General features: G+C 62.0%; 20 protein-coding genes. 11 read left to right on the forward strand and 9 right to left on the reverse strand.

The annotated features are described in order from the left end of the window. Positions 1–1149, reverse strand: a complete 1149-nt coding sequence (locus CO671_RS24345) for a Gfo/Idh/MocA family oxidoreductase (RefSeq protein WP_097608054.1) — start codon at positions 1147–1149, stop codon at positions 1–3. Between the two features lie 132 nt (positions 1150–1281). Next, positions 1282–1959 carry a TetR/AcrR family transcriptional regulator gene (locus CO671_RS24350; RefSeq protein ID WP_097608055.1) on the reverse strand — a complete coding sequence of 226 codons (678 nt, stop codon included), beginning with the start codon at positions 1957–1959 and terminating at the stop codon, positions 1282–1284. 264 nt (positions 1960–2223) lie between these two features. On the opposite strand from CO671_RS24350, the gene CO671_RS24355 reads away from it, so the two are divergent. The 7 genes from CO671_RS24355 to CO671_RS24385 all read left to right on the forward strand — a co-directional run bounded on the left by CO671_RS24355 (position 2224) and on the right by CO671_RS24385 (position 10987). Beyond that, complete coding sequence (locus CO671_RS24355) at positions 2224–3510, forward strand: ABC transporter substrate-binding protein (RefSeq protein WP_097608056.1); 1287 nt, start codon at positions 2224–2226, stop codon at positions 3508–3510. 6 nt (positions 3511–3516) lie between these two features. Further along, positions 3517–4476 carry a sugar ABC transporter permease gene (locus CO671_RS24360; RefSeq protein ID WP_038685985.1) on the forward strand — a complete coding sequence of 320 codons (960 nt, stop codon included), beginning with the start codon at positions 3517–3519 and terminating at the stop codon, positions 4474–4476. A 1-nt stretch (position 4477) separates the two neighbouring features. Further along, on the forward strand, positions 4478–5356 hold the full coding sequence (locus CO671_RS24365) for a carbohydrate ABC transporter permease (protein ID WP_009989873.1): 879 nt from the start codon (positions 4478–4480) through the stop codon (positions 5354–5356). Beyond that, positions 5356–6453 carry a Gfo/Idh/MocA family oxidoreductase gene (locus CO671_RS24370; protein WP_170965045.1) on the forward strand — a complete coding sequence of 366 codons (1098 nt, stop codon included), beginning with the start codon at positions 5356–5358 and terminating at the stop codon, positions 6451–6453. The genes CO671_RS24365 and CO671_RS24370 overlap by 1 nt, the downstream gene beginning before the upstream one ends. A 30-nt stretch (positions 6454–6483) precedes the next feature. Continuing rightward, complete coding sequence (gene ugpC / locus CO671_RS24375) at positions 6484–7560, forward strand: sn-glycerol-3-phosphate ABC transporter ATP-binding protein UgpC (protein ID WP_097608058.1); 1077 nt, start codon at positions 6484–6486, stop codon at positions 7558–7560. A gap of 100 nt (positions 7561–7660) precedes the next feature. Continuing rightward, positions 7661–8536, forward strand: coding sequence for a choline/ethanolamine kinase family protein (locus tag CO671_RS24380; RefSeq protein WP_097608059.1), 876 nt, complete (start codon positions 7661–7663; stop codon positions 8534–8536). Then, complete coding sequence (locus CO671_RS24385; RefSeq protein WP_097608060.1) at positions 8537–10987, forward strand: FAD-dependent oxidoreductase; 2451 nt, start codon at positions 8537–8539, stop codon at positions 10985–10987. A 321-nt stretch (positions 10988–11308) separates the two neighbouring features. Here the strand turns inward: CO671_RS24385 and CO671_RS24390 are convergent, their stop codons facing one another. Together CO671_RS24390 and uxaC are read right to left on the reverse strand one after the other, a co-directional pair. Further along, complete coding sequence (locus CO671_RS24390; protein WP_097608061.1) at positions 11309–12766, reverse strand: mannitol dehydrogenase family protein; 1458 nt, start codon at positions 12764–12766, stop codon at positions 11309–11311. Further along, entirely contained in the window at positions 12763–14178 is a 1416-nt protein-coding gene (uxaC, locus tag CO671_RS24395) for a glucuronate isomerase (protein WP_097608062.1), read from the reverse strand. The genes CO671_RS24390 and uxaC overlap by 4 nt, the downstream gene beginning before the upstream one ends. 451 nt (positions 14179–14629) lie before the next feature. Between uxaC and CO671_RS24410 the strand changes: the two genes are divergently transcribed. Beyond that, entirely contained in the window at positions 14630–14839 is a 210-nt protein-coding gene (locus CO671_RS24410; RefSeq protein ID WP_039617164.1) for a SlyX family protein, read from the forward strand. 172 nt (positions 14840–15011) lie between these two features. Here CO671_RS24410 and CO671_RS24415 read toward each other — a convergent pair whose 3' ends face one another. The 3 genes from CO671_RS24415 to CO671_RS24430 all read right to left on the reverse strand — a co-directional run bounded on the left by CO671_RS24415 (position 15012) and on the right by CO671_RS24430 (position 18967). Next, positions 15012–15773 (reverse strand): hypothetical protein, encoded by a 762-nt coding sequence (locus CO671_RS24415; RefSeq protein WP_097608063.1) that lies wholly within the window; start codon positions 15771–15773, stop codon positions 15012–15014. A gap of 373 nt (positions 15774–16146) precedes the next feature. Beyond that, entirely contained in the window at positions 16147–17628 is a 1482-nt protein-coding gene (locus CO671_RS24425) for an NAD-dependent succinate-semialdehyde dehydrogenase (protein WP_097608065.1), read from the reverse strand. A 58-nt stretch (positions 17629–17686) separates the two neighbouring features. Continuing rightward, complete coding sequence (locus CO671_RS24430; protein WP_097608066.1) at positions 17687–18967, reverse strand: 4-aminobutyrate--2-oxoglutarate transaminase; 1281 nt, start codon at positions 18965–18967, stop codon at positions 17687–17689. A 166-nt stretch (positions 18968–19133) separates the two neighbouring features. Here CO671_RS24430 and CO671_RS24435 point away from each other — a divergent pair, with 166 nt between their 5' ends. The 3 genes from CO671_RS24435 (at position 19134) to CO671_RS24445 (ending at position 22624) form a co-directional block, all read left to right on the forward strand. Further along, on the forward strand, positions 19134–19940 hold the full coding sequence (locus CO671_RS24435) for a MerR family transcriptional regulator (protein ID WP_097608067.1): 807 nt from the start codon (positions 19134–19136) through the stop codon (positions 19938–19940). A gap of 168 nt (positions 19941–20108) precedes the next feature. Continuing rightward, a complete protein-coding gene (locus tag CO671_RS24440; protein WP_010027227.1) occupies positions 20109–20735 on the forward strand; it encodes a ribonuclease D in 627 nt (208 codons plus the stop codon). 341 nt (positions 20736–21076) lie between these two features. Continuing rightward, complete coding sequence (locus tag CO671_RS24445; protein ID WP_097608068.1) at positions 21077–22624, forward strand: hypothetical protein; 1548 nt, start codon at positions 21077–21079, stop codon at positions 22622–22624. A gap of 79 nt (positions 22625–22703) precedes the next feature. Here CO671_RS24445 and rpsA read toward each other — a convergent pair whose 3' ends face one another. Further along, positions 22704–24407 carry a 30S ribosomal protein S1 gene (rpsA, locus tag CO671_RS24450; protein WP_097608069.1) on the reverse strand — a complete coding sequence of 568 codons (1704 nt, stop codon included), beginning with the start codon at positions 24405–24407 and terminating at the stop codon, positions 22704–22706. A 173-nt stretch (positions 24408–24580) separates the two neighbouring features. Then, complete coding sequence (cmk, locus tag CO671_RS24455; protein WP_097608070.1) at positions 24581–25228, reverse strand: (d)CMP kinase; 648 nt, start codon at positions 25226–25228, stop codon at positions 24581–24583. Positions 25229–25233: the final 5 nt, after the last annotated feature.

Here is a 25233-nt window from a genome sequence, read left to right on the forward strand (position 1 = left end):
TCAGAACTCCAGTGCGGGAACGTCGAGCCAACGGCGTTCGGCCCAGGATTTCAGCCCGAGTTCGGCCAGTTGCACACCCTTGGCGCCGGCCTCCAGGCCGTAGGGCCACGGCGCGTCTTCGACGACATGGCGGATGAACATTTCCCACTGCGCCTTGAAGCCGTTGTCGAAGGCCTGGGTATCCGGAACCTCGTCCCAGGTCCCGTAGAAGTCGATCGTCTGCGGCTGGTCGGGGTTCCAGACCGGCTTCGGCGTGTTGACGCGGTGCTGGCTCCAGCATTTCGTCAGCCCGGCGACGGCCGAACCATGCGTGCCGTCGACCTGGAAGGTGACGAGATCGTCGCGGCGCACGCGCACCGCCCAGGAGGAATTGACCTGCGCGATCACGCCGCCCTCAAGTTCGAAGGTCGCGTAGGCCGCATCGTCGGTGTCGCAATCATAGGGCTTGCCCTGCTCGTCGATGCGGCGCGGAATATGCGTGGCGCCGAGGCAGGAGACAGCCTTGACTTCGCCGAACAGATTGTCGAGCACGTAGCGCCAGTGGCAGAGCATGTCGAGGATGATGCCGCCGCCATCGCCCTTGCGATAGTTCCAGGAGGGGCGCTGCGCCGGCACGCCCCAATCGCCCTCGAAGACCCAATAGCCGAATTCGCCGCGCACCGAGAGGATCTTGCCGAAAAAGCCGGAATCCCTGAGCAGCGCCAGTTTGCGCAGGCCGGGCAGGAAGAGCTTGTCCTGCACGACGCCATGCTTGAGCCCGGAGCGCCGCGCCTTGCGGGCGAGATCGATCGCCACCTGCAGATCGTCGGAAATCGGCTTTTCGCAGTAGACGTGCTTGCCGGCGTCGAGCGCCCTGGACAGAAGCTCGGCGCGCATCAGCGTCGTGCCGGCGTCGAAGAAGATCGTGTCGTCGGGATTGGCGAGCGCGGCATCGAGATCGGTCGACCAGCGCTTGATGTTATGCTTCTTCGCCAGCTCTTCCATCTTGGCGCCGTTGCGGCCGACGATGATCGGGTCGATCTCAAGTTTCTCGCCCGAATTCAGCGTGATGCCGCCTTGGTCGCGGAAGGCCAGAATCGAGCGCACCAGGTGCTGGTTGTAACCCATGCGGCCGGTGACGCCGTGCAAGATGATCCCCAAGCGTGCCATTTTTTTCCTCCCTGCAATCTTTTTCGGCGGGAGCGGGCATGTCAGCCCGGCCCTCCCAAGCCAGTAACTAAACAGTTACTTGATGACAGAAGAGCGGCGAGCCTGTCAAGAGTCGAATCCGACTTTCGAGACTCAGCGCTTGATCGAGGCGAGCGTGACGTGGACGATATGGCTTTCCCAGGCGTTGAGATTGGCCGGCTCGATCAGGTCGCGGCCGAAGATCGTCGAAAGCGTGTACTGGTTGGAGAGATAGAAATAGCCGAGCGAGGCGATCGTCAGGTAAACATGCAGCGGATCGGCCGTCTCGACGAAGACGCCCTGTTTCTTGCCCTGTTCGAGCACTTGGGATAGCTCGCCGATCAGGTGCGAATGGAGTTCCTTGAGCCGGACGGATTGGCGCAGCCACCGGGCGCGATGCAGGTTTTCCGTGCCGAGCAGGCTCAGGAATTCCGGGTGCTGGAGGAAATAGCGCCAGGTGAAGAGCGCCAATTCGCCGATGCCTTCCTCCGGGCTGCGGTCGCCGATATGCAGCGCGCGCTCGGCGGTGCGGATGCCGACATAGGCTTCCTCGAGCACTTTGAGGTAGAGCTGCTCCTTGTCGCCGAAATAATGATAAAGCATGCGCTTGTTGGTGCCGGCCCGTTCGGCGATGGCGTCGACGCGGGCGCCGCCCATGCCGTTTTCGGCAAATTCCCGGGTTGCCGCTTCGAGGATCGCGGCGCGCGTCCGCTCCGGATCGCGTTGGGCCGTCCGTTCTGTCGACGGTCGCCGGGCCTGCTTCTTTTCCCTGTTTCCCCCGCTGTCGTTCATCGCTCCACCCCTGTCTTCACGTGTTGCGCTCATAAGCCTTCGGTGCGAAATTGTAAAAACCGAATTTGGAAGGGCGGCCCACCGGAACAGAAGGGTCGGAGCATGACGTCGCCTGAAACCGTCGAGGCTTTTCGCCATCATGCTCTAACCGACACCGCTTGACAGGCTTGCCGCTTTGCTCGTAGCTTGTAACCAATTAGTTATTTGCGCAAGCAAAACTGGTTTGGAAGCGTGTGGAGGCGCTTCCCTTTGGAGGAGGAAAAAATGACCCTGCGTGTAAACAGACGTAATTTCGTGGCCGGCGGCGCAGCACTTCTGTCGCTCTCGGCGCTCGGCACCAGCGCCCTGGCGCAGGAAACGCGCCTGCGTCTCCTGTGGTGGGGCTCGCAGCCACGTGCCGACCGAACCAACAAGGTGTCGGAACTTTACAAGGCGAAAAATGCCGGCATTACCATCAACGGTGAGTTTCTCGGATGGGCCGATTATTGGCCACGACTTGCAACCCAGGTCGCCGGTCGCAACGCGCCCGACATCATCCAGATGGACTACCGCTATATTGTCGAATATGCCCGGCGCGGTGCCCTTGCTCCTTTGGAATCCTACATGCCGTCGAAGCTGCAGCTCGAGGATTTCGATCCTGCGCAGATCGAAGGCGGCAAGGTCGATGGCCATTTCTATGGTGTCAGTCTCGGCGCCAACTCGGCCGCAACCGTGGTGAACGCCGCGGCCTTCAAGGAAGCCGGCATCGATATGCCGACGCAGAAGACGACTTGGGAAGAATTCGGCAAGATCGGTGCCGAGATGACCAAGGCCGGTAAGCGCAAGGGTTACTTCGGTTTTGCCGACGGCAGCGGTGTTGAACCGGCGCTCGAAAACTACCTCCGCCAACGCGGCAAGGCGCTCTACACGGCGGACTCGAAGATTGCTTTCGGTCCTGAGGAAGCGTCTGAATGGTTCGATATGTGGGCTAAGTTCCGCGAAGCCGGAGCTTGCGTCACCCCTGATATCCAGGCCCTATACAAGGATACGATCGATACCAGCCCGCTCACCGTCGGCAAGGCTGCTTGTGACTACGCACACAGCAACCAGTTCGTCGGCTATCAGGCCATGGTCAAGGACAAGTTGGCCCTGACCAACTACATGCGCATCACGCCGGACTCAAAGGGTGGCCATTACCGCAAGCCATCGATGTTCTTCTCCGTATCGGCTCAGTCGAAGGTGATGGATCAGGCGGTCGACTACGTCAACTTCTTCGTCAAGAATCCGGATGCCGCAGTGATCCTCGACGTTGAGCGCGGCATTCCGGAATCGAAGGCAATGCGCGATGTCGTCGCTGCCAAGCTCGACGAAACCGGCAAGGTTCCGCTCGACTATGTCGCCGGCCTCGGTGATCTTGCCGGCCCACTGCCGCCGCCGCCGCCAACCGGCGCAGGCGAAGGCCAACTTATTCTGCGCAACATCGCCGAACAGGTAGCCTTCGGACAGCTTTCTCCCTCGGATGGCGGTAAGCAGCTTGTCACCGAAATTACGCAGATTCTCGCACGAGGCTGATCCCGTATGAGCAATGCGATGCGCACGCCCGCAGGGGCCATACCGGTGGAAAGATATCAGGGGGCCGTGGCCGAAGGACGCTTCCGGCGTCTCTGGAATGCCAATGCTCCCGGCTACCTCTTCCTCCTGCCATGGCTCATCGGCTTTTTCGGGCTGACGCTCGGGCCGGCCCTGATTTCGCTCTATCTCTCCTTCACCGACTACGACATGCTACGGTCGCCGAGTTGGGTGGGAACGGCGAATTACGTGCGCATCGCCACGGCGGATCCGAAATTCTCGGCCGCCATGAATGTCACCCTGACCTATGTCGTCTTCTCGGTGCCGTTCAAACTGACCTTTGCTTTGCTGGTCGCTATGGCGCTGAACCGCGGCCTGCGCGGGCTGACCTTCTATCGCGCCATCTTTTACCTGCCCTCATTGCTGGGCGGCAGCGTGGCGATCGCCGTTCTCTGGCGCCAGCTTTTCGCCAGCGATGGTCTCGTCAATGCCGCGCTCTCGCAGTTCGGCATCGAAGGTCCGAGCTGGATCTCGCATCCGAACTATTCGATCTATACGCTGGTGGCGCTGTCGGTCTGGCAGTTCGGCTCGCCGATGATTATTTTCCTCGCCGGCCTGCGCCAGATCCCGCAGGACATGTATGAGGCGGCCAGCCTCGACGGCGCCTCGAAATTCCGGCAATTCCACAAGATCACCCTGCCGCTTCTGACGCCGGTGATCTTCTTCAACGCCGTCGTCCAGACGATCGAAGCTTTCAAGGCCTTCACGCCGGCCTTCATTATATCGGGCGGCACCGGCGGGCCGATCAATTCGACGCTGTTCTACACGCTCTACCTCTATCAGGAAGCCTTCGGCAATTTCCGCATGGGCTATGCCTCGGCGCTCGCCTGGATCCTGGTGGTGATCATCGCGATCTTCACCGCCTTCTCCTTCCTGACCTCGCGTTACTGGGTGCACTACGATGACTGAGATGACCGCTTCCGTCACTGCGGCCAGGCCGCCATCGGACATCACCAAACGCAGCCTGCCGGCGTCGCTCGTCATCCACGCCCTGCTGATCGCCGCTTCGCTTCTGATGCTCTATCCGCTGTTGTGGATGGTCTCGGCATCGGTCAGGCCCGAAAACGAGATCTTCTCGTCGACCTCGCTCATCCCGTCGTCGATCGATTTCGCCTCTTATGTCCGCGGCTGGACCGGGCTCGATGTCAGCTTCGGCCGATTCTTCTGGAATTCGCTCGTCATCTCGCTGCTGGTCGTGACCGGCAATGTCATCGCCTGTTCGCTGACGGCCTACGCCTTTGCGCGGCTGCGTTTTGCCGGCCGGAATTTCTGGTTTTCGATCATGCTCGGCACGCTGATGATCCCCTATCATGTGACGCTGATCCCGCAATATGTGCTGTTCCTCGACCTTGGCTGGGTGAACACCATCCTGCCGCTCGTCGTGCCGAAGTTCCTGGCAAGCGATGCCTTCTTCATCTTCCTGATGGTGCAGTTCTTCCGCGGCATCCCGCGCGAACTCGACGAGGCGGCGATGATGGACGGCTGCAGCGCCTGGCGCATCTATTGGAAGATCATGCTGCCGCTGTCGCTGCCGGTGCTGGCAACCGCCGCCATCTTCTCCTTCATCTGGACCTGGGACGATTTCTTCGGCCCGCTGATCTACCTGAACGATATGAACACCTATACGATCCAGCTCGGCCTGCGCACCTTCGTCGATTCCACCAGCGCCTCGGATTGGGGCGGTCTCTTCGCCATGTCGACTTTGACGCTCGTGCCGGTCTTCTTCTTCTTCCTGTTCTTCCAGCGCCTGCTGATCGAAGGCATCGCCACGACGGGCATGAAACGCTGATGGCGGCAATGGGAAAGAGTGACATGAGCATCAAGACGGTCGCGATCGTCGGCTGCGGCATCGGCCGCTCCCACATCGTCGAGGGCTATCTGCCGCATTCCGACAAGTTCAAGGTCGTGGCGATCTGCGACCTGAACGGTGAGCGGTTGGCTGCGGTCGGAGACGAGTTCGGCATCGAGCGCCGCACCACTTCCTTTGCGGAGCTGCTTACCGATGACACGATCGACATCATCGATATCTGCACCCCGCCTGGCATCCATCTGGAACAGGTGGTGGCAGCACTCGCCGCCGGTAAGCATGTCGTATGCGAAAAGCCGCTGACCGGCTCGCTTGCCGCCGTCGATACGATCATGGAAGCGGAAAAGAGTGCCAAAGGCGTGCTGATGCCGATCTTCCAGTATCGTTACGGCGACGGTATCCAGAAGGCCAAACGGATCATCGATGCCGGCATTGCCGGCAAAGCCTATACGGCTTCGGTCGAAACCTTCTGGTTGCGCAAACCGGAATATTACGCCGTGCCCTGGCGCGGCAAATGGGCGACGGAACTCGGCGGCGTGCTCGTCACCCATGCGCTGCATCTGCACGACATGATGATGCATCTGATGGGGCCGGCGGCAAGGGTTTTCGGCCGTGTCGCCACCCGCGTCAACGATATCGAGGTCGAAGATTGCGCCTCCGCCAGCCTGCTGATGGAAAACGGCGCCTTCGTCTCGCTGTCCTGCACGCTCGGCTCGCAGGAGCAGATCAGCCGGCTGAGGCTGCACTTCGAGAACGTCACCTTCGAAAGCACGCACGAACCCTACACGCCGGGCAAGGACCCCTGGAAGATCATCGCCGCCAATGATGACGTCAGGGCAAAGATCGACCGCGTGGTCGGCGACTGGCAGCCGGTCGCGCCGCGGTTCACCACCCAGATGGGCCAGTTCCATGCCTTCCTCAGCGGCCAGGGGCCGCTGCCGGTGACAACTCAGGATGCGCGCCGTGCCCTCGAACTTGTCACCGCCATCTACCAATCTTCCGACAGCGGCGCTGAAGTGCCGCTGCCGGTCGGTCCCGACAGTCCGAAATACGCCGATTGGCGCGCAAGAACGAAGTAACCGATAAATAAACGAGAGGGTTTTGAGAAGATGGCAACCAGTGTCGTTCTTCAGAAGGTCGAGAAGCGCTACGGCGCGATGGATGTGATCCATGGCATCGACCTCACGATCGATCCCGGCGAATTCGTCGTTTTTGTCGGGCCCTCCGGCTGCGGAAAATCGACCCTTCTGCTCATGATCGCCGGCCTCGAAGAGATATCGGGCGGCGCGCTGCTGCTCGACAGCGAGCGCATGAACGAGGTGGCGCCGGCCAAGCGCGGCATCGCCATGGTTTTCCAGTCCTATGCGCTCTATCCGCACATGTCGGTCTACAAGAACCTCGCCTTCGGCCTGGAGACGGCGGGTTACAAGAAGGCCGATATCCAGCCGAAGGTCAAACGTGCCGCCGAGATCCTGCAGATCGAAAAGCTCCTGGAGCGTAAGCCGAAGGCGCTCTCCGGTGGCCAGCGCCAGCGTGTCGCCATCGGCCGGGCCATCGTGCGCGAGCCGCGTATCTTCCTGTTCGACGAGCCGCTGTCGAATCTCGATGCCGAACTGCGCGTGCAGATGCGGGTCGAGATCTCCCGCCTGCACCGGCAGCTCGGTAACACCATGATCTACGTCACCCATGATCAGGTCGAAGCGATGACGATGGCCGACAAGATCGTCGTCTTGAATTCCGGCCGCATCGAGCAGGTCGGCGCGCCGCTCGATCTCTACAACAACCCGGCCAACCGCTTTGTCGCCGGCTTTATCGGCAGCCCGAAGATGAACTTTCTGCAGGCGCGCATCGAAGAGGTCGGTGAAGCCGAAACCAGCATTCATGTTTGCGGCAATTCCGTCCGCCTGCCGCGCCGGCTGCAAGGCGAGGCCGGTGAGACCGTCACCTTCGGCATCCGCCCCGAGCATCTTTCCCTCACGCAGGGCGCCATCACGCTCTCGACCGTTAATGTCGATCTCGTCGAAAATCTCGGCGGCGCCACCATGCTCTACACCACAACGCCGGATGGCCAGTTGCTGACGGTCGCGCTCGACGGTCAGCAGAAGGTCGAGCCCGGCGCCAATGTGAAGGCTCTCTTCGATCCGGCCCGCTGCCACGTCTTCGACGCCGCCGGCAAGACGATCTGACCCTAAAGCGCCCTTTGCGCGTCCGGAAGGACGCGCGCGGCTGCTTGACAGCCTATCCTGCTCTGCCCCATCATTTTGCCAGCGCCGCAAGGGGGATAGCATGACGCCTGAGGATAGGATTCATGCGCTTGGCATCTGGCAGGGTCCGATTGAAATTTCGCCGATATCTGGCGGCATCACCAACAGGAACTATCTGGTCAGCGATGCCGTCGCGCGCTGCGTGGTGAGACTCGGCACCGATATTCCGATCCACCACATCATCAGGCAGAACGAGCTTGCCGCAAGCCGCGCGGCGCACGCAGCCGGCCTGTCGCCCGCCGTCATCCACCATTCGCCCGGCGTGCTGGTGCTCGACTATATCGAGGCGCGGGCGCTGTCGCCCGAGGATATCAGGACGCCGGAAATGCTGGCCCGGATCGTGCCGCTGGTGCGCGCCTGCCACCATGATATCGCACGGCATTTCCGCGGCCCGGCGATGATCTTCTGGGTCTTCCATGTCATCCGCGACTACGCCGCCAGCCTGAAGGAGTCGGGCAGCCTCCACCTCCCACTGCTGCCGGCGTTGATCGCCAAGGCCGAGACGCTGGAAGAGGCGGCAGCGCCGTTCGAGATCGCCTTCGGCCATAACGACCTGCTGGCCGCCAATTTTCTCGATGACGGCAAGCGGCTCTGGCTGATCGATTGGGACTATGCCGGCTTCAACACGCCGCTGTTCGATCTCGGCGGGTTGGCCTCCAACAACGAGTTCTCGCAGGCCGCCGAGCAAATGATGCTGGAGATCTATTTCGATCGGCCGCCGACCGATGATCTCCGCCGCCGCTACGGCGCGATGAAATGCGCCTCGCTGCTGCGCGAGACGCTCTGGAGCATGATTTCGGAAATCCACTCCACCATCGATTTCGACTATGCCGCCTATACAGCCGAAAATCTCGCGCGCTTCGAGCGCACCTATCAAGCTTTTGAACAGGATCGATAAATGACGAGACAATTACCGAAGACGGCCAAGGCCGTGGTCATCGGCGGCGGCATCATCGGCTGCTCGACAGCCTATCATCTCGGCAAGCTCGGCTGGACCGATACTGTTCTCCTGGAACGCAAGAAGCTGACGTCGGGCACGACCTTTCATGCCGCCGGCCTTGTCGGCCAGCTGCGCACGAGCGCCAACATCACCCAGCTGCTCGGTTATTCCGTCGATCTCTACAAGCGCCTGGAAGAGGAAACCGGGCTCGGCACCGGCTGGAAGATGAATGGCGGCCTGCGGCTTGCCTGCAACGAGGAGCGCTGGACGGAGGTCAAGCGCCAGGCGACCACGGCCCAATCCTTCGGCCTCGAAATGCAGTTGCTGACGCCGCAGGAGGCCTTCGATCTCTGGCCGCTGATGACAACAGACGATCTGGTCGGCGCCGCCTTCCTGCCGACCGACGGCCAGGCCAATCCCTCCGACATCACCCAGGCCCTGGCAAAAGGTGCCCGCATGGCGGGCGTTTCGATCTTCGAGGATACCGAGGTTCTCGACTTCGACATCGACAAGGGGAGGATCCGCGCCGTCGTCACCGCTGAAGGCCGCATCGAATGCGAGCGCGTCGTCGTCTGCGCCGGCCAATGGACGCGCGCCTTCGCTGCCCGCTTCGGCGTCAACGTGCCGCTGGTCTCGGTCGAGCATCAATATATCATCACCGAATCCTTCGGCGTGCCCTCCAACCTGCCGACGCTGCGTGATCCCGATCGCCTGACCTATTACAAGGAGGAGGTCGGCGGCATCGTCATGGGCGGCTACGAGCCAAATCCCATTGCCTGGGCAAAGCAAGGTATCCCTGAAGGTTTTCACTACACGCTGCTCGACAGCAACTTCGACCATTTCGAGCAGATCATGGAACAGGCGCTCGGCCGCGTTCCGGCGCTGGAGAATGTCGGCGTCAAGCAGCTGCTGAACGGCCCGGAAAGTTTTACGCCGGATGGTAACTTCATTCTCGGCGAGGCGCCGGAGCTGAAGAACTTCTTCGTCGGCGCCGGTTTCAACGCCTTCGGCATCGCCTCAGCCGGCGGCGCCGGCATGGCGCTTGCCGAATGGGTGACCAAGGGCGAGCCGCCCTACGATCTCTGGCCGGTCGATATCCGCCGTTTCGGCCGCCCGCATTTCGATACCGACTGGGTGCGCACCCGCACGCTCGAAGCCTATGGCAAGCACTACACCATGGCCTGGCCGTTCGAGGAGCATTCGAGTGGCCGCCCCTGCCGCAAATCGCCGCTCTATGACCGGCTGAAGGCGCAGGGTGCCTGCTTCGGCGAAAAGCTCGGCTGGGAGCGGCCGAACTGGTTTGCCGATCTCTTCGCCAATGAGGAGCCGCGGGATATCTACAGCTACGGCAGGCAGAACTGGTTCGATGCCGTCGGCCGCGAGCATAAGGCGGTGCGCGAGGCGGCCGTCATCTTCGACCAGACCTCCTTCGCCAAATTCGTGCTGAAGGGCAGGGATGCCGAGGCGGCGCTCTCCTGGATCGCTGCCAACGATGTCGCAAGGCCCGAGGGATCGCTCATCTACACGCAGATGCTGAACGACAAGGGCGGCATCGAATGCGACCTGACCGTCGCCCGCATCGCCGAGGACGAATATTACATCGTCACCGGCACCGGTTTTGCCACCCACGACTTCAACTGGATCGCCCGCAATATTCCGGCGGAGCTGCATGCCGAACTGGTCGACGTCACCTCGGCCTATTCCGTTCTGTCGCTGATGGGACCGAATGCACGCGCGGTGCTGGAAAAGGTGACCGGCAGCGATGTCTCGAATGCCGCTTTCCCCTTCGGCCAGGTCAGAACCATCGGCATATCGGGCTGCCCGGTGCGGGCCTTGCGCATCACCTATGTCGGCGAGCTCGGCTACGAGCTGCATATTCCCATTGAATATGCGACCACGGTCTATGACGTATTAATGGCTGCTGGCGGCGAGCTTGGCCTGGTCAATGCCGGCTACCGCGCCATCGAGAGCTGCCGCCTGGAAAAGGGCTATCGCGCCTGGGGTTCCGATATCGGCCCCGACCACACGCCTGTTGAGGCCGGCCTCGGCTGGGCGGTGAAGATCAGAAAGAACATTCCCTTCCGTGGCCGCCAGGCGATCGAGCGGCAGCTTAAGGAGGGTGTGAAGAAGCGCCTTGCCTGCTTCGTTCCCGACGATCCCGATACCGTGCTGCTCGGCCGCGAAACCATCTATCGCGACGGCAAACGTGTCGGCTGGCTCTCGAGCGGCGGCTTCGGTTATACGGTGGGCAAGGCGATCGGTTACGGCTATGTCCGCAACGCCGAGGGGGTCACGGAGGATTTCGTCTTGTCCGGCAGCTATGAGCTCGATGTCGCCAGGGAACGCATTCCCTGTAAGGTGTCGCTGGCCCCGCTCTACGATCCTGATATGGCGCGGGTGAAGGCGTGACCATGTGGCGTGGGTTTACGCCTCCGCGTCAAAGCGGACCGTCGCGGCTTGGCACCCTCTTCTCCCCAGCGGGGGTCCGAAGGACGGGTTGAGACCCGCGGCTCAACCCAGGTAAAGGTGGCCCGAAGGGTCGGATGGGGGGCCGCACGGCACACCATTCATTGCTCTTCGCTTGCGCTCAGCGCATTCGCGGCTTTCGCCGCTCACCCCCTCATCTGCCTACCGGCATCTTCTCCCCGCCGGGGAGAAGGGACCTGTAGCACGCGCCTTGCTATCTCTCCCCAAGTAAGAGCAAGGCGTGTCGGAGGAAGAGAGAAAACCTCAAAACAGCGGCAACCGATCGTCCTGGATCAGGATCTCCAGCTTGTCCGAGACATCCTGCGCCCACGCCCGATGTTCCGTCAAAGCCTTCGGGAAAAGTCCGGGCAAGGTGAACAGCGCCGCCGAAATCGCCGGACCGGTGCGCGGGACATCGGCGATCAACGCGGCGATTTCGGCTGCACGGGGATCGCGCAATTCGTAGCGCTCGCCATTGCCGCGTTCGCCGATCGCATAGCGCATCCATGCCGCAACGGCGATCGCATAGGTCTCCGCCCTGTCGCCGTGCGCCAGCGCCTCGCATGCCGGTTCCAGCAGCCGCTGCGGCAGTTTCTGGGTGCCGTCCATGGCGATCTGATAGGTGCGGTGGGCGATCGCCTTGTTTGCAAAGCGCGCTATCAATTCCTTGGCATAGTCGTCGAGATCGATGCCGGGGACCGGATCGAGCGTTCTCGCCGCCGCGTGCATGTGGCGATAGGCAAGTGCGGCCAGCGCGTCATCGTCCATCACGTCGCGGATGAATTCATAGCCGCCGATATAACCGAGATAGGCGAGCAGCGAATGGGCGCCGTTCAACATCCGGAGCTTCATCTTCTCATAGGCCGAGACGTCTTCGACCATCAGCGCGCCGCGCACCTTTTCCCAATCCGGCCGGCCATTGGCGAAATGGTCCTCGATCACCCATTGGGTAAAGGGTTCCGTCTCGATCGCCGCCATATCCGTGCGGCCGGTCAGCCGCTCGGCATCGGCATAGGTCGCCTCGGTGCTGGCCGGCGTGATGCGGTCGACCATCGTCGACGGGAAGGGCACGTTGGCTTCGATCCAGCGATGCAGATCGGCATCGATGCGGGAGGTGAATTCGAGCACCAGGCGTTTCAGCACGGCGCCGTTGCTCGGCAGGTTGTCGCAGCTGAGCGGCGTAAACGGGGCAATGCCCTTCTGCCGGCGGCGCGCAAGGCCTTCGACGAGATAGCCGATGACGCCGCGCGGCGCATGCCGGTTGGCGAGGTCGGCGACGATATCGGGATGTTTGAGGTCGAGGCCGCCGGTTGCCGGATCGAAGCCATAGGCCTTTTCCGTCACCGTCATGCTGACGATACGGATATCAGGATCTTCGAGCCGCGCCAGCAGGCCGGCCGGATCGCGCGGCGCCACATGCGCCTTCAGGATCGAGCCGATCACCTCAGCCGTCGTGCCCGAGGTATCGCGGATCAGCGTCGTATAGAGCCCGTTCTGGGCAGTCAGATTGTCGGCGACATCGGGCGTGCGCAGGCTTGCCACCTCAATGCCCCAGTCGCCGCCTGCAGCGGCGAGCGCGCCATCGGTAAACGGCGCGAAATGCGCGCGGAAGAAGGCGCCGGGTCCCAGATGCAGGATGCCGCTTTTCAGCCGGCTGCGATCATAGGCGGGAAGCTTCGCCGTCGGGGCGAGGCCGGAAAGGGTCTGCAGTCGTTCGCTCACAGCTTATAGGCCTTCTTCGCATTACCATAGGAGAGTTCGCTCGCCACGATCTCGGCATCGCTCTTGGAAATCCGGTGCTCGGCGACAAGCCCAGCGAGGAAGCGGCAGACTTCGCGGCGCCAGACATCGTGCCGCGCCGGGATCGAAAGCAGCGCGCGCGTATCGTCGTTGAAGCCGGCCATATTGGCAAAACCGGCCGTTTCCACGACCTGGTCGAGATAGCGCCGGATGCCGAGCGGGCTGTCGTGGAACCACCACGGCGGGCCGATCATCAGGCAGGGCCAATGGCCGGCCATCGGCGCCAGCTCGCGCGCATAGGTCGTCTCATCAAGGGTGAAGAGCAGCACGCGCAGCCCCGGCGCATGGCCGTATCTGGAAAGCAGCGCATTCAGGCCGCCGACCCAGTCGGTTCGCGTCGGGATATCGGCGCCCATATTGGGCCCGCGCGTCGCAAAAAGCCCGCTGTCGGTGTTGCGCCGCGAACCCGCATGGATCTGCATGACCATGCCGTCCTCGGCCGAAAGTCCGGCCATCTCGGTCATCATCTGGCCGCGGAAGAGCTCGGCATCCTGAGGCGAAAGCGGACCCTTCAGCGCCTTGTCGAGCAGCGCCTGCTTTTCGGCAAGTGGCAGGTCGGCGGTGAAGGCTGTGGGTACGCCGTGATCGGTCGCGGTGGCGCCGAACTGGCGGAAATAGGCGCGGCGGCGCCGATGCGCCTCGATCAGGCCGTCCCAGCGCGTCACGTCAGCGCCGGTGATCTCCCCGAACTTGACGAGATTGTTGCGGAAGCCGACGGCGTCGGGATCGGTGACGCTGTCCGGCCGGTAGGTGGTGCGCACTCTGCCGATCCAGCCGTCCGCGGCCATCTTCTGGTGATGGGCCAGCGGGTCGAGCGCACCTTCTGTGGTCGCGATCGTTTCGATGCCGAAGCGCTGATGCAGCGCCCGCGGCCGGAATTCGGGAAGGGCGAGCTGGGCATTGATGTGATCGTAGAGCGCATCGGCATTGTCTGATGTCAGCGGCTCGGTGCAGCCGAGTACGGCCGACATGGCGTGGTCGACCCAGAGGCTCGATGGCGTTCCGCGGAAGAGATGGTAATGCTTGGCAAAGCTCCGCCAGATCGCGCGTCCTGCAGCCACCGGTTTGCCATCGAGCCGCGGCACGCCGAGTTCGTCCAATGGAACGCCGACGCTGTGCAGCATGCGGAAGAGATAATGATCGGGAATGACGAGCAGCGAGGCCGCGTCTTCGAAGGGCTTGTCGTCGGCGAACCAGGACGGTTCGGTATGCCCGTGCGGGCTGACGATCGGAAGATTGCGCACCGTCTCATAGAGGTCTCGCGCAATGGTCCGTGTTGCCGGGTCGGCCGGAAAGAGCCGGTCCGGATGAAGAAAGCCGTTTCCTGCATCCATCAGTATTCCTCCCTGATGGATATGGGCCTACCCCACAACATCAGGCGCGGCAAGGTCTTTTAGTAACCAAACGGTTCAGTTTTGCGCGCGGCTGCGCCGGCCATCGAAAACATTGACGAGATGGCCTATTTCCGCTTTGGGAGAACCATCTATTCTGCCGGTGTCGGCAAAGGAGGATCTAGAGCCTTTCCGGGTTAGATTGTAGGATTCTGTTGGCTCAAACGGAGTCGGATGGTCGACCGGCCGGCGCGTGTCGTAGCCCGGTTCTACGGCCAAGCCGGCCGGTCGAGCAGGCGGCCCGTTTCAGCCAACCCGAAGGGCCGAGCATCTTTCCGCCAGGACAAAGGCGATCGGCTCGGGCGTACCAAGGGGTATGCCCGTCGCCAATCGCCTTTGCCCTGACGAAAACCTGCTCCGGCAGAATGCTGCAATCTAACCCGGAAAGACTCTAATGTCCGACGAGACGAACCGCATCACCCGGCTGGAGGAAATGCTGGCCTATCAGGCAAAGACGATCGAGGAGCTTTCTGATCAGCTTGCCGAACAATGGAAGATCGTCGAGCAGATGCGCACCAAGCTCGACCGTCTGACCGAACGTTTCCTGTCGCTGGAGGAGCAGTCGCTGGAAGCGCCTGCCGTCACCCGTCCGCCGCATTATTAACGGGGCGTGGAGGAAGACCGCTTGCCTGCTACGTTCATCAAGAAGCTCAGAGCCTTCCAAGGTATTCCGAAGCCATAATCCCGGACACGTAGAGCAGTCACGAAAGCGCTGCGCCGAACCTATTAGTGGCAGGGTTGCAGCTACGCTTGAAGCCTACTCTAGGAAAATCACGTTACGGGCTCTTGGGCGCATTGGCGAGAAAAACACCGACGAGCTCGCGTTTCCGCACGTCAAAAGCGTCAATTTTCTCTTTGACCGAAACGATATCAATTTGCGAATTCGCAATCTGCTCCGCCATTAGATCCAGTAACTTATACTGGTCGGCAATGAGCGGGTTAATGACGTCATCCTTCAGACCCCCCAACTCAAACGCCCCCTCGTCATCATGACCGACCATTTGATGGACCATCGTATTTGTTTGTAGATCGAGTTCCAGAATTTCCCTGTAATATTCACTGTGAAGTCGTAGCTCTAGTTTTTTGGCACTGTTGAAAGCGTGGATTTTCGCTGCTAGCTCTTCCAAACACGCTACGCTAAGCAACGCGATTATGTACTTTTGGAACAAAAGCCCTTTCCAATGTTCTTTTGGAATGGCGGCGAAAGGTTCCACCTCGGAAACTAAGTGTCCCCATACCGGCGCTTCAATGTCTTTGGCGGACGCGCAAATATCGCACCATCCTTGTTCAGCTAAGAACAACTCTAAGAGCCTTGCCCGTTGGCCTTGCCACGTCTTCTGGGCAGCGATTTCGTCTAATTGCATCGAAAAAGCTTTGCGCCAGTAATCCAACAGTGAGAGGCCTGATTTTCCTATAAGGCCCTCAGCGGCTTCATACATTTCCTTTGGTAAAGGCGGCTTCATCAGGTTTTGCCTGGTCAGCCGGTGAAGGTCCGCCGATGTGAGCGGACGCTTGAGTAAACGCTTTAAAATCGTCATGGCGCATCCACGGGTAGAGCAACTACTTCCGATAGCCTTGGATTACGCGCGAACAAATGTCCATGTTGGCTACCTGTATTCCCATCAAAAACTGAGAAGGGAGATCTCTTGGAGCAACTGTCGTCAGCCCGTGGCAGCCGCAGGCCGGCACTTTGGGAACCTGAAACACTGCCGGATACGCACCGTCGGCCAAGTCAATCCGGGTCTGCTTATAGAGACGCGCCAGCAACAGAGCCTCTTCGACACAGAGAGGCTCAAGTACGCGGTCCGGGATAGCCGGCCGAATCGCGACCGGCTTCCACAGGAAAGCCAGCATGCCGGCCGTGTTCCTCGCTGCCGGCACCTACCCTGGTCAAGCATCGAGGCTGGCTGATCAGACGCCGCCGATGCAGAGATATTTCATTTCCAGATAATCGTCGGCGCCGTGGCGTGAGCCCTCGCGGCCGAGGCCGGATTGCTTGATGCCGCCGAAGGGCGCGGTCTCGGACGACATGATGCCGGTATTGATGCCGATCATGCCGTATTCCAGCGCTTCCGCCACCCGCCAGACCTTCTTCAGGTCGCCGGCATAGAAGTAGGCGGCAAGGCCGAATTCGGTATCATTGGCTTGAGCGATGACATCCTCGGCCGTCTCGAAACGGAAGAGCGGCGCCACCGGTCCGAAGGTTTCCTCGCGCGCCACCTTCATGCCGCGCGCCACGCCGGTCAGCACCGTCGGGGCGAAGAAGGTGCCGGCGCCGTCGATACGCTTGCCGCCGGTCAGCACCTTGGCGCCCTTGGCAAGCGCGTCGCTGACATGATCTTCCACCTTGGCAAGGCCCTGCTCGTCGATCAGCGGCCCGATCTCGACACCCGCGGTGAAGCCGTCGCCGACCGACATCTCGGCGACCCTGGCGGCAAGCTTGGCCGCAAAGGCGTCATAGACGCCCGACTGGATGTAGAGGCGGTTGGCGCAAACGCAGGTCTGGCCGGCATTGCGGTATTTGGAGGCGATCGCGCCTTCGACGGCGGCGTCGAGATCGGCATCGTCGAAGACGATGAAGGGTGCATTGCCGCCGAGTTCCAGGCTGACCTTCTTGATCTGGTCGGCGCACTGCCGCATCAGGATGCGGCCGACTTCGGTCGAGCCGGTGAAGCTGATCTTGCGCACCTTGTCATTGCCGCAAAGCTCGCGGCCGATTGCCGGGCCGTCGACGCCGACGATGAGATTGAAGACGCCGGCGGGGATGCCGGCCTGTTCGGCGAGCACGGCAAGGGCGATCGCCGTCAGCGGCGTCTGTTCGGCGGGCTTCGAGACGACCGTGCAGCCGACGGCCAGCGCCGGCGCGATCTTGCGGGCGATCATCGCCGCCGGGAAATTCCACGGCGTGATCGTGCCGACGACGCCGACCGGCTGCTTGATGACGATCATGCGCTTGTCCTGGGACGGCGCCGGGATCGTCTCGCCATAGATCCGCTTGGCCTCTTCGGCGTACCATTCGACATAGGACGCGGCATACAGGATCTCGCCACGCGCTTCCGCGAACGGCTTGCCCATTTCGGCGGTCAGGATCGCGGCGAGTGCGTCGGCATTGGCGACCATCAGGTCGAACCATTTGCGCAGGAAAGCGCTGCGCTCCTTGGCCGGGCGGGCAGCCCAGGCCGGCTGGGCGGCATAGGCCGCATCGATCGCCGCCCGCGTCTCGCTGGCTCCCATGTCGGGCAGCGAGGCAAGCAGCTCGCCGGTTGCCGGATTGAGCACGTCGAAGGTCTTGGCGGCATCGCCCGATGTCCAGACGCCGTTGATATAGCCGGCGGCGCGCAGGAACGGCGAAGAGAAGGGAACGTGCTTCGTCAGGGCGGTGGTGAAAGCCATGGCATATCTCCTTTGGGAGAGGCTGCCGGTCGCCGGCAGCCATTGAAATCCGGTTCGGTTACTTGGCCGCGCTCGCTTCCAGCATCGAGGCCTCGAGAATGTCGAGTGCCTCGCCGAACACGTCGTCCTGGATGGTGATCGGCGCGAGGAAGCGGATGACATTGCCGTGGACGCCGCAGGTGAGCAGGATCAGGCCCTTGTCGAGTGCGATCAGCCGCACCCGGTTGGCGAAATCGGCACTCGGCAAGCCGGTCGTCCGGTCGTTGAATTCGACCGCATTCATGAAGCCCGGCCCGCGGATATCGGCGATCTCCGGCACGCTGTCGCGCAAGGATTCCAGCCGCTGCTTCAGCCGGCCGCCGAGCAGGTTGGCACGATCGCAGAGATCCTCGTCGGCGATGACGTCGAGGACGGCATGCGCAGCGGCGATGCCGAGCGGGTTGCCGCCATATGTGCCGCCGAGCCCGCCCGGTCCGGGCGCGTCCATGATCTCGGCGCGGCCGGTGACTGCGGCGAGCGGAAAGCCGCCGGCAAGGCTCTTTGCCATCGTCGTCAGGTCGGCCGCCACCTCGTGATGATCCATCGCGAACATCCGGCCGGTGCGGGCAAAACCGGTCTGCACCTCGTCGGCGATCAGCAGGATGCCATGCTGGTCGCAGAGCTCGCGCAGCGCCTTCATGAAGGCGGCGGGTGCGGAATAGAAGCCGCCTTCGCCCTGCACCGGCTCGATGATGATGGCGGCGACGCGCTGCGGATCGACATCGGCGGCAAAGAGCTTCTTGAGCGCGGCAAGCGACTGATCGGTGGTAACACCATGCAGTTCGACCGGGAAGGGGACGTGGAAGACGTCGCCCGGCATGGCGCCGAAGCCGACCTTGTAGGGCACGACCTTGCCGGTCAGCGCCATGCCCATGAAGGTGCGGCCGTGAAAGCCGCCGCCAAAGGCGATGACGGCCGAGCGGCCGGTTGCCGCACGGGCGATTTTGACGGCATTTTCCACCGCCTCGGCGCCGGTCGTGACGAAGATCGTCTTCTTTTCGAAATCGCCCGGCAGCAGCGCGTTCAGCCGCTCGGCAAGGCTGACGTAGCTCTCGTAGGGCACCACCTGGTGGCAGGTATGGGTGAAATGGTCGAGCTGGTCTTTGACCGCCGCGATGACTTTGGGATGGCGGTGGCCGGTGTTGAGAACGGCGATGCCGGCAGCGAAATCGATATAGCGGCGGCCTTCCTTGTCCCAGATCTCGGCATTCTCGGCGCGGTCCGCATAGATCTGGGTGGTCATGCCGACGCCGCGCGAAATTGCGGCGTTCTTCCGGTCCGTAAGGCTTGTCGCGGTCATCGATCTGCTCCTGTAGCGAAAGGGCGGGAAAATTATCTTGCATAAGTTCTGCAAGGCGTCACGAAATTCCTACATTTTTTCTGCAAGAAAACAAGCGGCATTTTTTGCTTCAAACATCACGCGTTTTGATAAATGCTCGCGCGACGAGAATCGGGGATAGTGGCGGATGAACGATAACGGGCCTGTGCGCTACAAGGTGGCGGAGGCCGCGCGGCTGGCGGGCGTTTCCGCCTCGACGCTGCGTCTTTGGGAAAGCCAGGGCCTGGTGGTTCCCGGCCGCTCAGAAACCGGTCATCGGCAATATAGCGCCGACGACGTGGCGCGCCTGAAGCGCATCTCCTGGTATCGGGTCGAGCGCGGCCTCAATCCCGCGGCCATCCGCGAGGCGCTGGAAGGTGAAGACCCCTCTGCCGAGGGGGAGGCAAGCCAGGATTCCGGCCTCGGCCGCAGGCTGCGCAGCCTGCGCCACGCCGCCGGCAAGACGCTGGAACAGGTGGCCGGCGACAACGGCATCACCGCTTCGACCCTCTCGACGCTGGAGCGCACCTCGCAGGGCGTCGGCTTCAAGACGCTGCACGATCTCGCCGATTATTACGGCACCACCGTCTCCCGCCTCTCCGGCGAGGAAAGCGGCGAGGTGCCGGTCCTGGTGCGCGCCGGCGAATGGCGCAGCTGGCCGGAAACGACGCCCGGGGTCACCGTGCAGCTGCTGGCCGAAGGCCGCAGGATGATGGATTGCCATCGTTTCGTGCTGGCGCCGGGTGCGGCCAGCGAGGGCGCCTATCGCCACGAGGGCGAGGAATTCATGCATGTCCTGTCCGGCCGGCTGGAACTGGTGCTCGACGGTGATCAGTTCTTCGAACTCGGTCCGGGCGATTCGCTGTATTTCGAAAGCCGCCGCTACCATTCCTGGCGCAACCGCCACGACGGCGAAACCGTGCTTCTCTGGATCAACACGCCGCCGACATTCTGATGCGAAGAAGCGGTTTCGCACTTTGCGCCTTTGCGCTATAGCGCTACCTACGCAATTCCTTAGGTCGAAAATCGATATAAGGATAAAATCATGCAGCAATTCAAAGCGCTACAGCGTCCTTTGCGCGTCTGAAAAGAGGCGCGGCTGTTTCGAACGAAAGATAGTCTCATGGCCGCCACCATACGTTATCACGAAGGCGATATTTCCACGGCCGATGCGGCCCGCTACACCGGCGCGGTAGCGATCGACACCGAAACGCTCGGCCTGGTGCCGCGCCGCGATCGGCTCTGCGTCGTCCAGCTTTCGCCGGGTGACGGCACCGCCGACGTCATCCGTATCGCCGCCGGCCAGAAAGAGGCGCCCAACCTGGTCGCCCTGCTCGAAGATCCGACCCATCAGAAGATCTTTCATTATGGCCGCTTCGATATTGCCGTGCTCTTCCACACCTTCGGCGTCACGACGACCCCGGTCTTCTGCACCAAGATCGCCTCGCGCCTGATCCGAACCTACACCGATCGCCATGGCTTGAAGGATAATCTCAAGGAGATGCTCGACATCGACATCTCCAAGACGCAGCAATCGTCCGACTGGGCGGCCGAAACGCTGTCTCCGGCCCAGCTCGAATATGCCGCTTCCGACGTGCTTTACCTGCATGCTTTGCGCGACAAGCTGACCGCCCGCCTGATCCGCGACGGCCGCTTCGATCATGCCACCGCCTGCTTCGAATTCCTGCCGACCCGCGCCAAGCTCGACCTGCTCGGCTGGGAAGAGGCCGATATCTTCGCCCATAGCTGAGCGAACCGCCCGGTGAACACTGGCACCAGCCCCTGCGTGGCTTCCGCGGCCGTAATAGCGAATACCTGAAGGGCGCGAAGCGAATCCAAGAGATCGCGACGCGCTTTAGCCCTTTGTTTTTATGCATGTCGTTGTCCCGGAACCGCTGCACACTTCCGGGCGACATGCATTAGCATTTCGTTAAGATCTCTTTACTAAAATTCTCGTTAATTTTTATGCATTCGATGACGCCGGAATTGCGTCATGCGGACAGGAGGATCTGCTGGGATGCAGAGGGATCGGATGAGCACGGTCCTTTTATAGAGCCTGCTTTCATCGTCACTTTGCGAAAGGAGCATGCCATGTTGACTCCCGTTCGTGCGGCGTCCAATGCAAGCTTTTCGTCTCAAGGCCAGACTGCGGCGATCGTCGCCGGCGGCCTCGGCCGATCTGTCATTGCTCCGGCGCCCGTCAATGCCGTCGAAGCCGCCGACCTGAATTCCGCCATTGCCGGCAAGCTGAATATCCTGCTCCTGGCCGCGCGCGAGCGCATGGTCGACGCCCTTTTCGATGTCCTCGATGCGGCCGGCCGCGCCATCTCGCTGGATCGCGGCGAGGACGAAACCAATCTTGCCTTCGCCTCCCGGCTCGCCGATGCCATCCGGCGCCTGCCGGCCGCCCGGATCGACGAGGTCGAGCGCCAGCTTGCCGGACAGGGCCATAGCCTGCCGCTCAGGATGGTCGCCGAAGCCTTGAAGAATCCGACAGGTCCGGAAGCCGCCCGGATCGTCGCTTATCTCGAAATCGTCCGCTACAAGGACCGTGATCTCGCCGCCCGCGCCGTGGTGCGTTCCTATGGCCAGAACGACGCTTCGCCGATGCGCGCCGATGCCCGCCCTGAAATCCAGCTGCATGAGGGCAGCCTGCCTGCCGCCATGCGCCAGCCGGCAGAAGAGGCGCCTGCGCCGGCCGATGCCCATGTCGGGGCCGAAGCGCTTATGACGGACGAGAAGACGATCGCCGCGGAGACTGTCGAAACAGCCGAGCCGAAAACGCCGCAGCTTGAAGACAACGCCCGCTCCGCTCCGGCGACGTCAGAAGACCTCGCGCCGGAAAATCCGGTCGCCCCCGAGACCGAAGCCCGGCAATCCATGGAGACAGCCGCGGCCGGCGATAGCAGGGAGACGGCGGAGCCGCCTGCCATCCAGCCGCGCGCAAATTCGGAAAAGGCCGATCCCGTCATTCCGAGAAACTGGACGGGCATTGTCGCCTCGATGACCGAAGAGGCCTCCGAGATGATCGCCACCATCATCCGCGAGCAGGACGTCGACACCGGACTGGAGGATGGTCCAGTCGAGGCGGCAGTAGAGATCGATGTCATTCTCGATGACGCCGTCATCAGCGATGCGGCCGAGACTTTGGCGAGGCAGCCTGCGGAAATTCCGGCATCCGACCTGCGCCAGGCCACGGCACTCCATCCCGCGCCAACGGAGAGCAAGGTTGCCGCGGCGGCTGACCGTCAGCCGAAGGAGATTGCCGCGCAGCCGCAAATAGTGCCGGCCCCAGAAGCCGTTGAACCCTCCTATGTGCCGCTTGCGGCAAGAATGCCGGATGGTTTTGCCTATGCCCAGCTGCCTTATCAGTTCGCCAAGGATATGCCGCTGAACGAAACGGCGGGGGAGACGCATCACCAGCATCAGCACCAGCGCGACGACGCTTCCGAGGATCAGCAGCAGGAAGAACAGCAGGCGCAGTCCGGCGAAGAGGCCGAGCCCGACCCCGCAGCGGCCGACGCCGCACCTGCGCGAAGGACGCCGCGAATGATCGACGCCGATCCGGCGCCGCAGCCGGCCGGCGCGGTCGCCGACCCTGTTTATGCGCTCTACCAGCGCATGGTCGGCTGGGAATGATACGGTTTCATCGCCTGAAAATGCAGAACCCGCCGGATCGCTCCGGCGGGTTCTTCAATTTTAGCGAAGGATGGGGGGCTTATTCGCCGCCGCGGTTCTTCAGGGCTGCGCCCAGGATGTCGCCGAGCGAAGCGCCGGAGTCGGACGAACCGAACTGAGCGACGGCTTCCTTCTCTTCCGCAATCTCCAGAGCCTTGATGGACAGCATGATCTTGCGGTCCTTCTTGGAGAAGTTGGTGACGCGGGCGTCGACGACCTGGCCGACCGAGAAGCGCTCAGGACGCTGCTCGTCGCGGTCGCGGGCGAGATCGGCGCGACGGATGAAGGACGTGATGTCTTCGTGGTTGACGAGCTTCACTTCGACGCCGCCATCGTTGATCGCGATGACTTCGCAGGAAACGACGGCGTTCTTGCGCAGATCGCCCGATGCAGCGGCGTCGCCGACTGCATCCTTGCCGAGCTGCTTGATGCCGAGCGAGATGCGTTCCTTCTCGACATCGACGTCGAGAACGACGGCCTTGACGACGTCACCCTTGTTGAACTCCTCGATGACCTGTTCGCCCGGACGGTTCCAGTCGAGGTCGGAGAGGTGCACCATGCCGTCGACATCGCCGTCGAGGCCGATGAACAGGCCGAATTCGGTCTTGTTCTTGACTTCGCCTTCGACTTCAGTGCCGGCCGGATGGCTGCGGGCGAATGCTGCCCACGGGTTTTCCAGCGTCTGCTTGAGGCCGAGCGAGATACGGCGCTTGGACGGATCGACTTCGAGAACGACGACTTCGACTTCCTGGCTGGTCGACAGGATCTTGCCGGGGTGAACGTTCTTCTTGGTCCAGGACATTTCCGAGATGTGGATCAGGCCTTCGATGCCCGGCTCCAGCTCGACGAACGCACCGTAGTCGGTGATGTTCGTAACGGTACCGGAGATCTTCTTGCCTTCCGGATACTTGGCCTGGATGCCATCCCACGGATCGGACTCGAGCTGCTTCATGCCGAGCGAGATGCGGTGGGTTTCCTGGTTGATGCGGATGATCTGAACCTTGACCTGCTGGCCGATGTTCAGGATTTCCGACGGATGGTTCACACGGCGCCATGCCATGTCGGTGACGTGCAGCAGGCCGTCAATGCCGCCGAGGTCGACGAACGCACCGTAATCGGTGATGTTCTTGACGACGCCGTCGACAACCTGACCTTCTTCGAGGTTCTGAACGATTTCAGAACGCTGCTCGGCACGGGATTCTTCCAGAACCGTACGGCGCGATACGACGATGTTGCCGCGGCGCTTGTCCATCTTGAGGATTTCGAAGGGCTGCGGGTTGTGCATCAGCGGCGTGACGTCGCGGATCGGACGGATATCGACCTGCGAACGCGGCAGGAAGGCGATCGCGCCGTCGAGGTCAACCGTGAAGCCGCCCTTGACCTGGTTGAAGATCACGCCTTCGACGCGCTCGCCGGCTTCGAACTTGGCTTCGAGCTTGATCCAGCTTTCTTCGCGGCGAGCCTTCTCGCGCGACAGAACGGCTTCGCCAAGCGCGTTTTCGATGCGCTCGACATAGACTTCGACTTCGTCGCCGACCTTCAGCGAACCGTCCTTGGCGCGTGCGCCGAATTCCTTGAGCGCAATGCGGCCTTCAACCTTGAGGCCGACGTCGACAACGGCGACGTCCTTTTCGATGCCCGTGACGATGCCCTTGGTGACATAGCCTTCGGCCAGGTCGTTCTTGGCAAAGGACTCTTCGAGAAGAGCCGCGAAATCCTCGCGGGAGGGGGTAGCTACTGACATAAAATCTCCTGCGTGTCCCGAAATGGAATCGGACACGTGCGCGCCGGTTGGTTTGCGTTGAACGGGCCTGAACCCAGTCCGCCCTCTCTCACGAAGGCAATCCGGCGCTTGGACGGAATTTCAGGCTGCATAAAAGCGATAGCGTGCTTCTGAGCACGCGAAATCGCTTGAATTTAGGCATTTCGGCTCAAGACTGCATCGATGATCGATTGCGCAGCTTGAAACGCGGCCTCTATACTCATTTCCGACGTATCAAGCAAGTGCGCATCGACCGCTGGTTTCAAAGGGCTGTCGGCCCGTCCCATGTCGCGTTCGTCGCGTCGCTTGACGTCCTCGAAAATCGCATCGAAATCCGCCGTCGCACCCTTGCCGACAATCTCGTCGTAACGGCGTCTCGCGCGCACCTGCGGGGTTGCCGTCACATAGAGCTTGACCGGCGCATCCGGGCAGACGACCGTGCCGATATCGCGCCCGTCGAGCACCGTGCCCGGCGCTTTTTCCGAGAACCGCCGCTGCGCCTCGACCAGCGCCCGGCGCACCGCCGGCATGACGGCGATCTTCGAGGCGGCTTCGCCGATCTCGTGTTGCGAAAGTATATCGCGATCGAGCCCGCCAAGTTCAACCTCCCGCGCCATCTTTTCCGCCACCGCCTCATCGTCAAGCGGCAGGCCGGCGTCGAGCAGCGCCTTGGCGGTGGCGCGGTAGGTCAGGCCGGTGTCGAGATGATGGAAGCCATATTGCTCGGCGATGCGGCGCGAAAGCGTGCCCTTGCCGGCCGCCGCCGGGCCGTCGATGGCGATGGTGAAAGTCTTGGTCGTCATGGGAT

The sequence above is a fragment of the Rhizobium sp. M10 genome, assembly GCF_002531955.1.
Classification (GTDB): domain Bacteria; phylum Pseudomonadota; class Alphaproteobacteria; order Rhizobiales; family Rhizobiaceae; genus Rhizobium; species Rhizobium etli_C.

Bases quoted from the DNA above. Each gene is read 5' to 3' on its own strand.
- CO671_RS24345 (WP_097608054.1), bottom strand. From the start codon at position 1,149: ATGGCACGCTTGGGGATCATCTTGCACGGCGTCACCGGCCGCATGGGT.
- CO671_RS24350 (WP_097608055.1), bottom strand. From the start codon at position 1,959: ATGAACGACAGCGGGGGAAACAGGGAAAAGAAGCAGGCCCGGCGACCG.
- CO671_RS24355 (WP_097608056.1), top strand. From the start codon at position 2,224: ATGACCCTGCGTGTAAACAGACGTAATTTCGTGGCCGGCGGCGCAGCA.
- CO671_RS24360 (WP_038685985.1), top strand. From the start codon at position 3,517: ATGAGCAATGCGATGCGCACGCCCGCAGGGGCCATACCGGTGGAAAGA.
- CO671_RS24365 (WP_009989873.1), top strand. From the start codon at position 4,478: ATGACCGCTTCCGTCACTGCGGCCAGGCCGCCATCGGACATCACCAAA.
- CO671_RS24370 (WP_170965045.1), top strand. From the start codon at position 5,356: ATGGCGGCAATGGGAAAGAGTGACATGAGCATCAAGACGGTCGCGATC.
- ugpC (WP_097608058.1), top strand. From the start codon at position 6,484: ATGGCAACCAGTGTCGTTCTTCAGAAGGTCGAGAAGCGCTACGGCGCG.
- CO671_RS24380 (WP_097608059.1), top strand. From the start codon at position 7,661: ATGACGCCTGAGGATAGGATTCATGCGCTTGGCATCTGGCAGGGTCCG.
- CO671_RS24385 (WP_097608060.1), top strand. From the start codon at position 8,537: ATGACGAGACAATTACCGAAGACGGCCAAGGCCGTGGTCATCGGCGGC.
- uxaC (WP_097608062.1), bottom strand. From the start codon at position 14,178: ATGGATGCAGGAAACGGCTTTCTTCATCCGGACCGGCTCTTTCCGGCC.
- CO671_RS24410 (WP_039617164.1), top strand. From the start codon at position 14,630: ATGTCCGACGAGACGAACCGCATCACCCGGCTGGAGGAAATGCTGGCC.
- CO671_RS24415 (WP_097608063.1), bottom strand. From the start codon at position 15,773: ATGACGATTTTAAAGCGTTTACTCAAGCGTCCGCTCACATCGGCGGAC.
- CO671_RS24425 (WP_097608065.1), bottom strand. From the start codon at position 17,628: ATGGCTTTCACCACCGCCCTGACGAAGCACGTTCCCTTCTCTTCGCCG.
- CO671_RS24430 (WP_097608066.1), bottom strand. From the start codon at position 18,967: ATGACCGCGACAAGCCTTACGGACCGGAAGAACGCCGCAATTTCGCGC.
- CO671_RS24435 (WP_097608067.1), top strand. From the start codon at position 19,134: ATGAACGATAACGGGCCTGTGCGCTACAAGGTGGCGGAGGCCGCGCGG.
- CO671_RS24440 (WP_010027227.1), top strand. From the start codon at position 20,109: ATGGCCGCCACCATACGTTATCACGAAGGCGATATTTCCACGGCCGAT.
- CO671_RS24445 (WP_097608068.1), top strand. From the start codon at position 21,077: ATGTTGACTCCCGTTCGTGCGGCGTCCAATGCAAGCTTTTCGTCTCAA.
- rpsA (WP_097608069.1), bottom strand. From the start codon at position 24,407: ATGTCAGTAGCTACCCCCTCCCGCGAGGATTTCGCGGCTCTTCTCGAA.
- cmk (WP_097608070.1), bottom strand. From the start codon at position 25,228: ATGACGACCAAGACTTTCACCATCGCCATCGACGGCCCGGCGGCGGCC.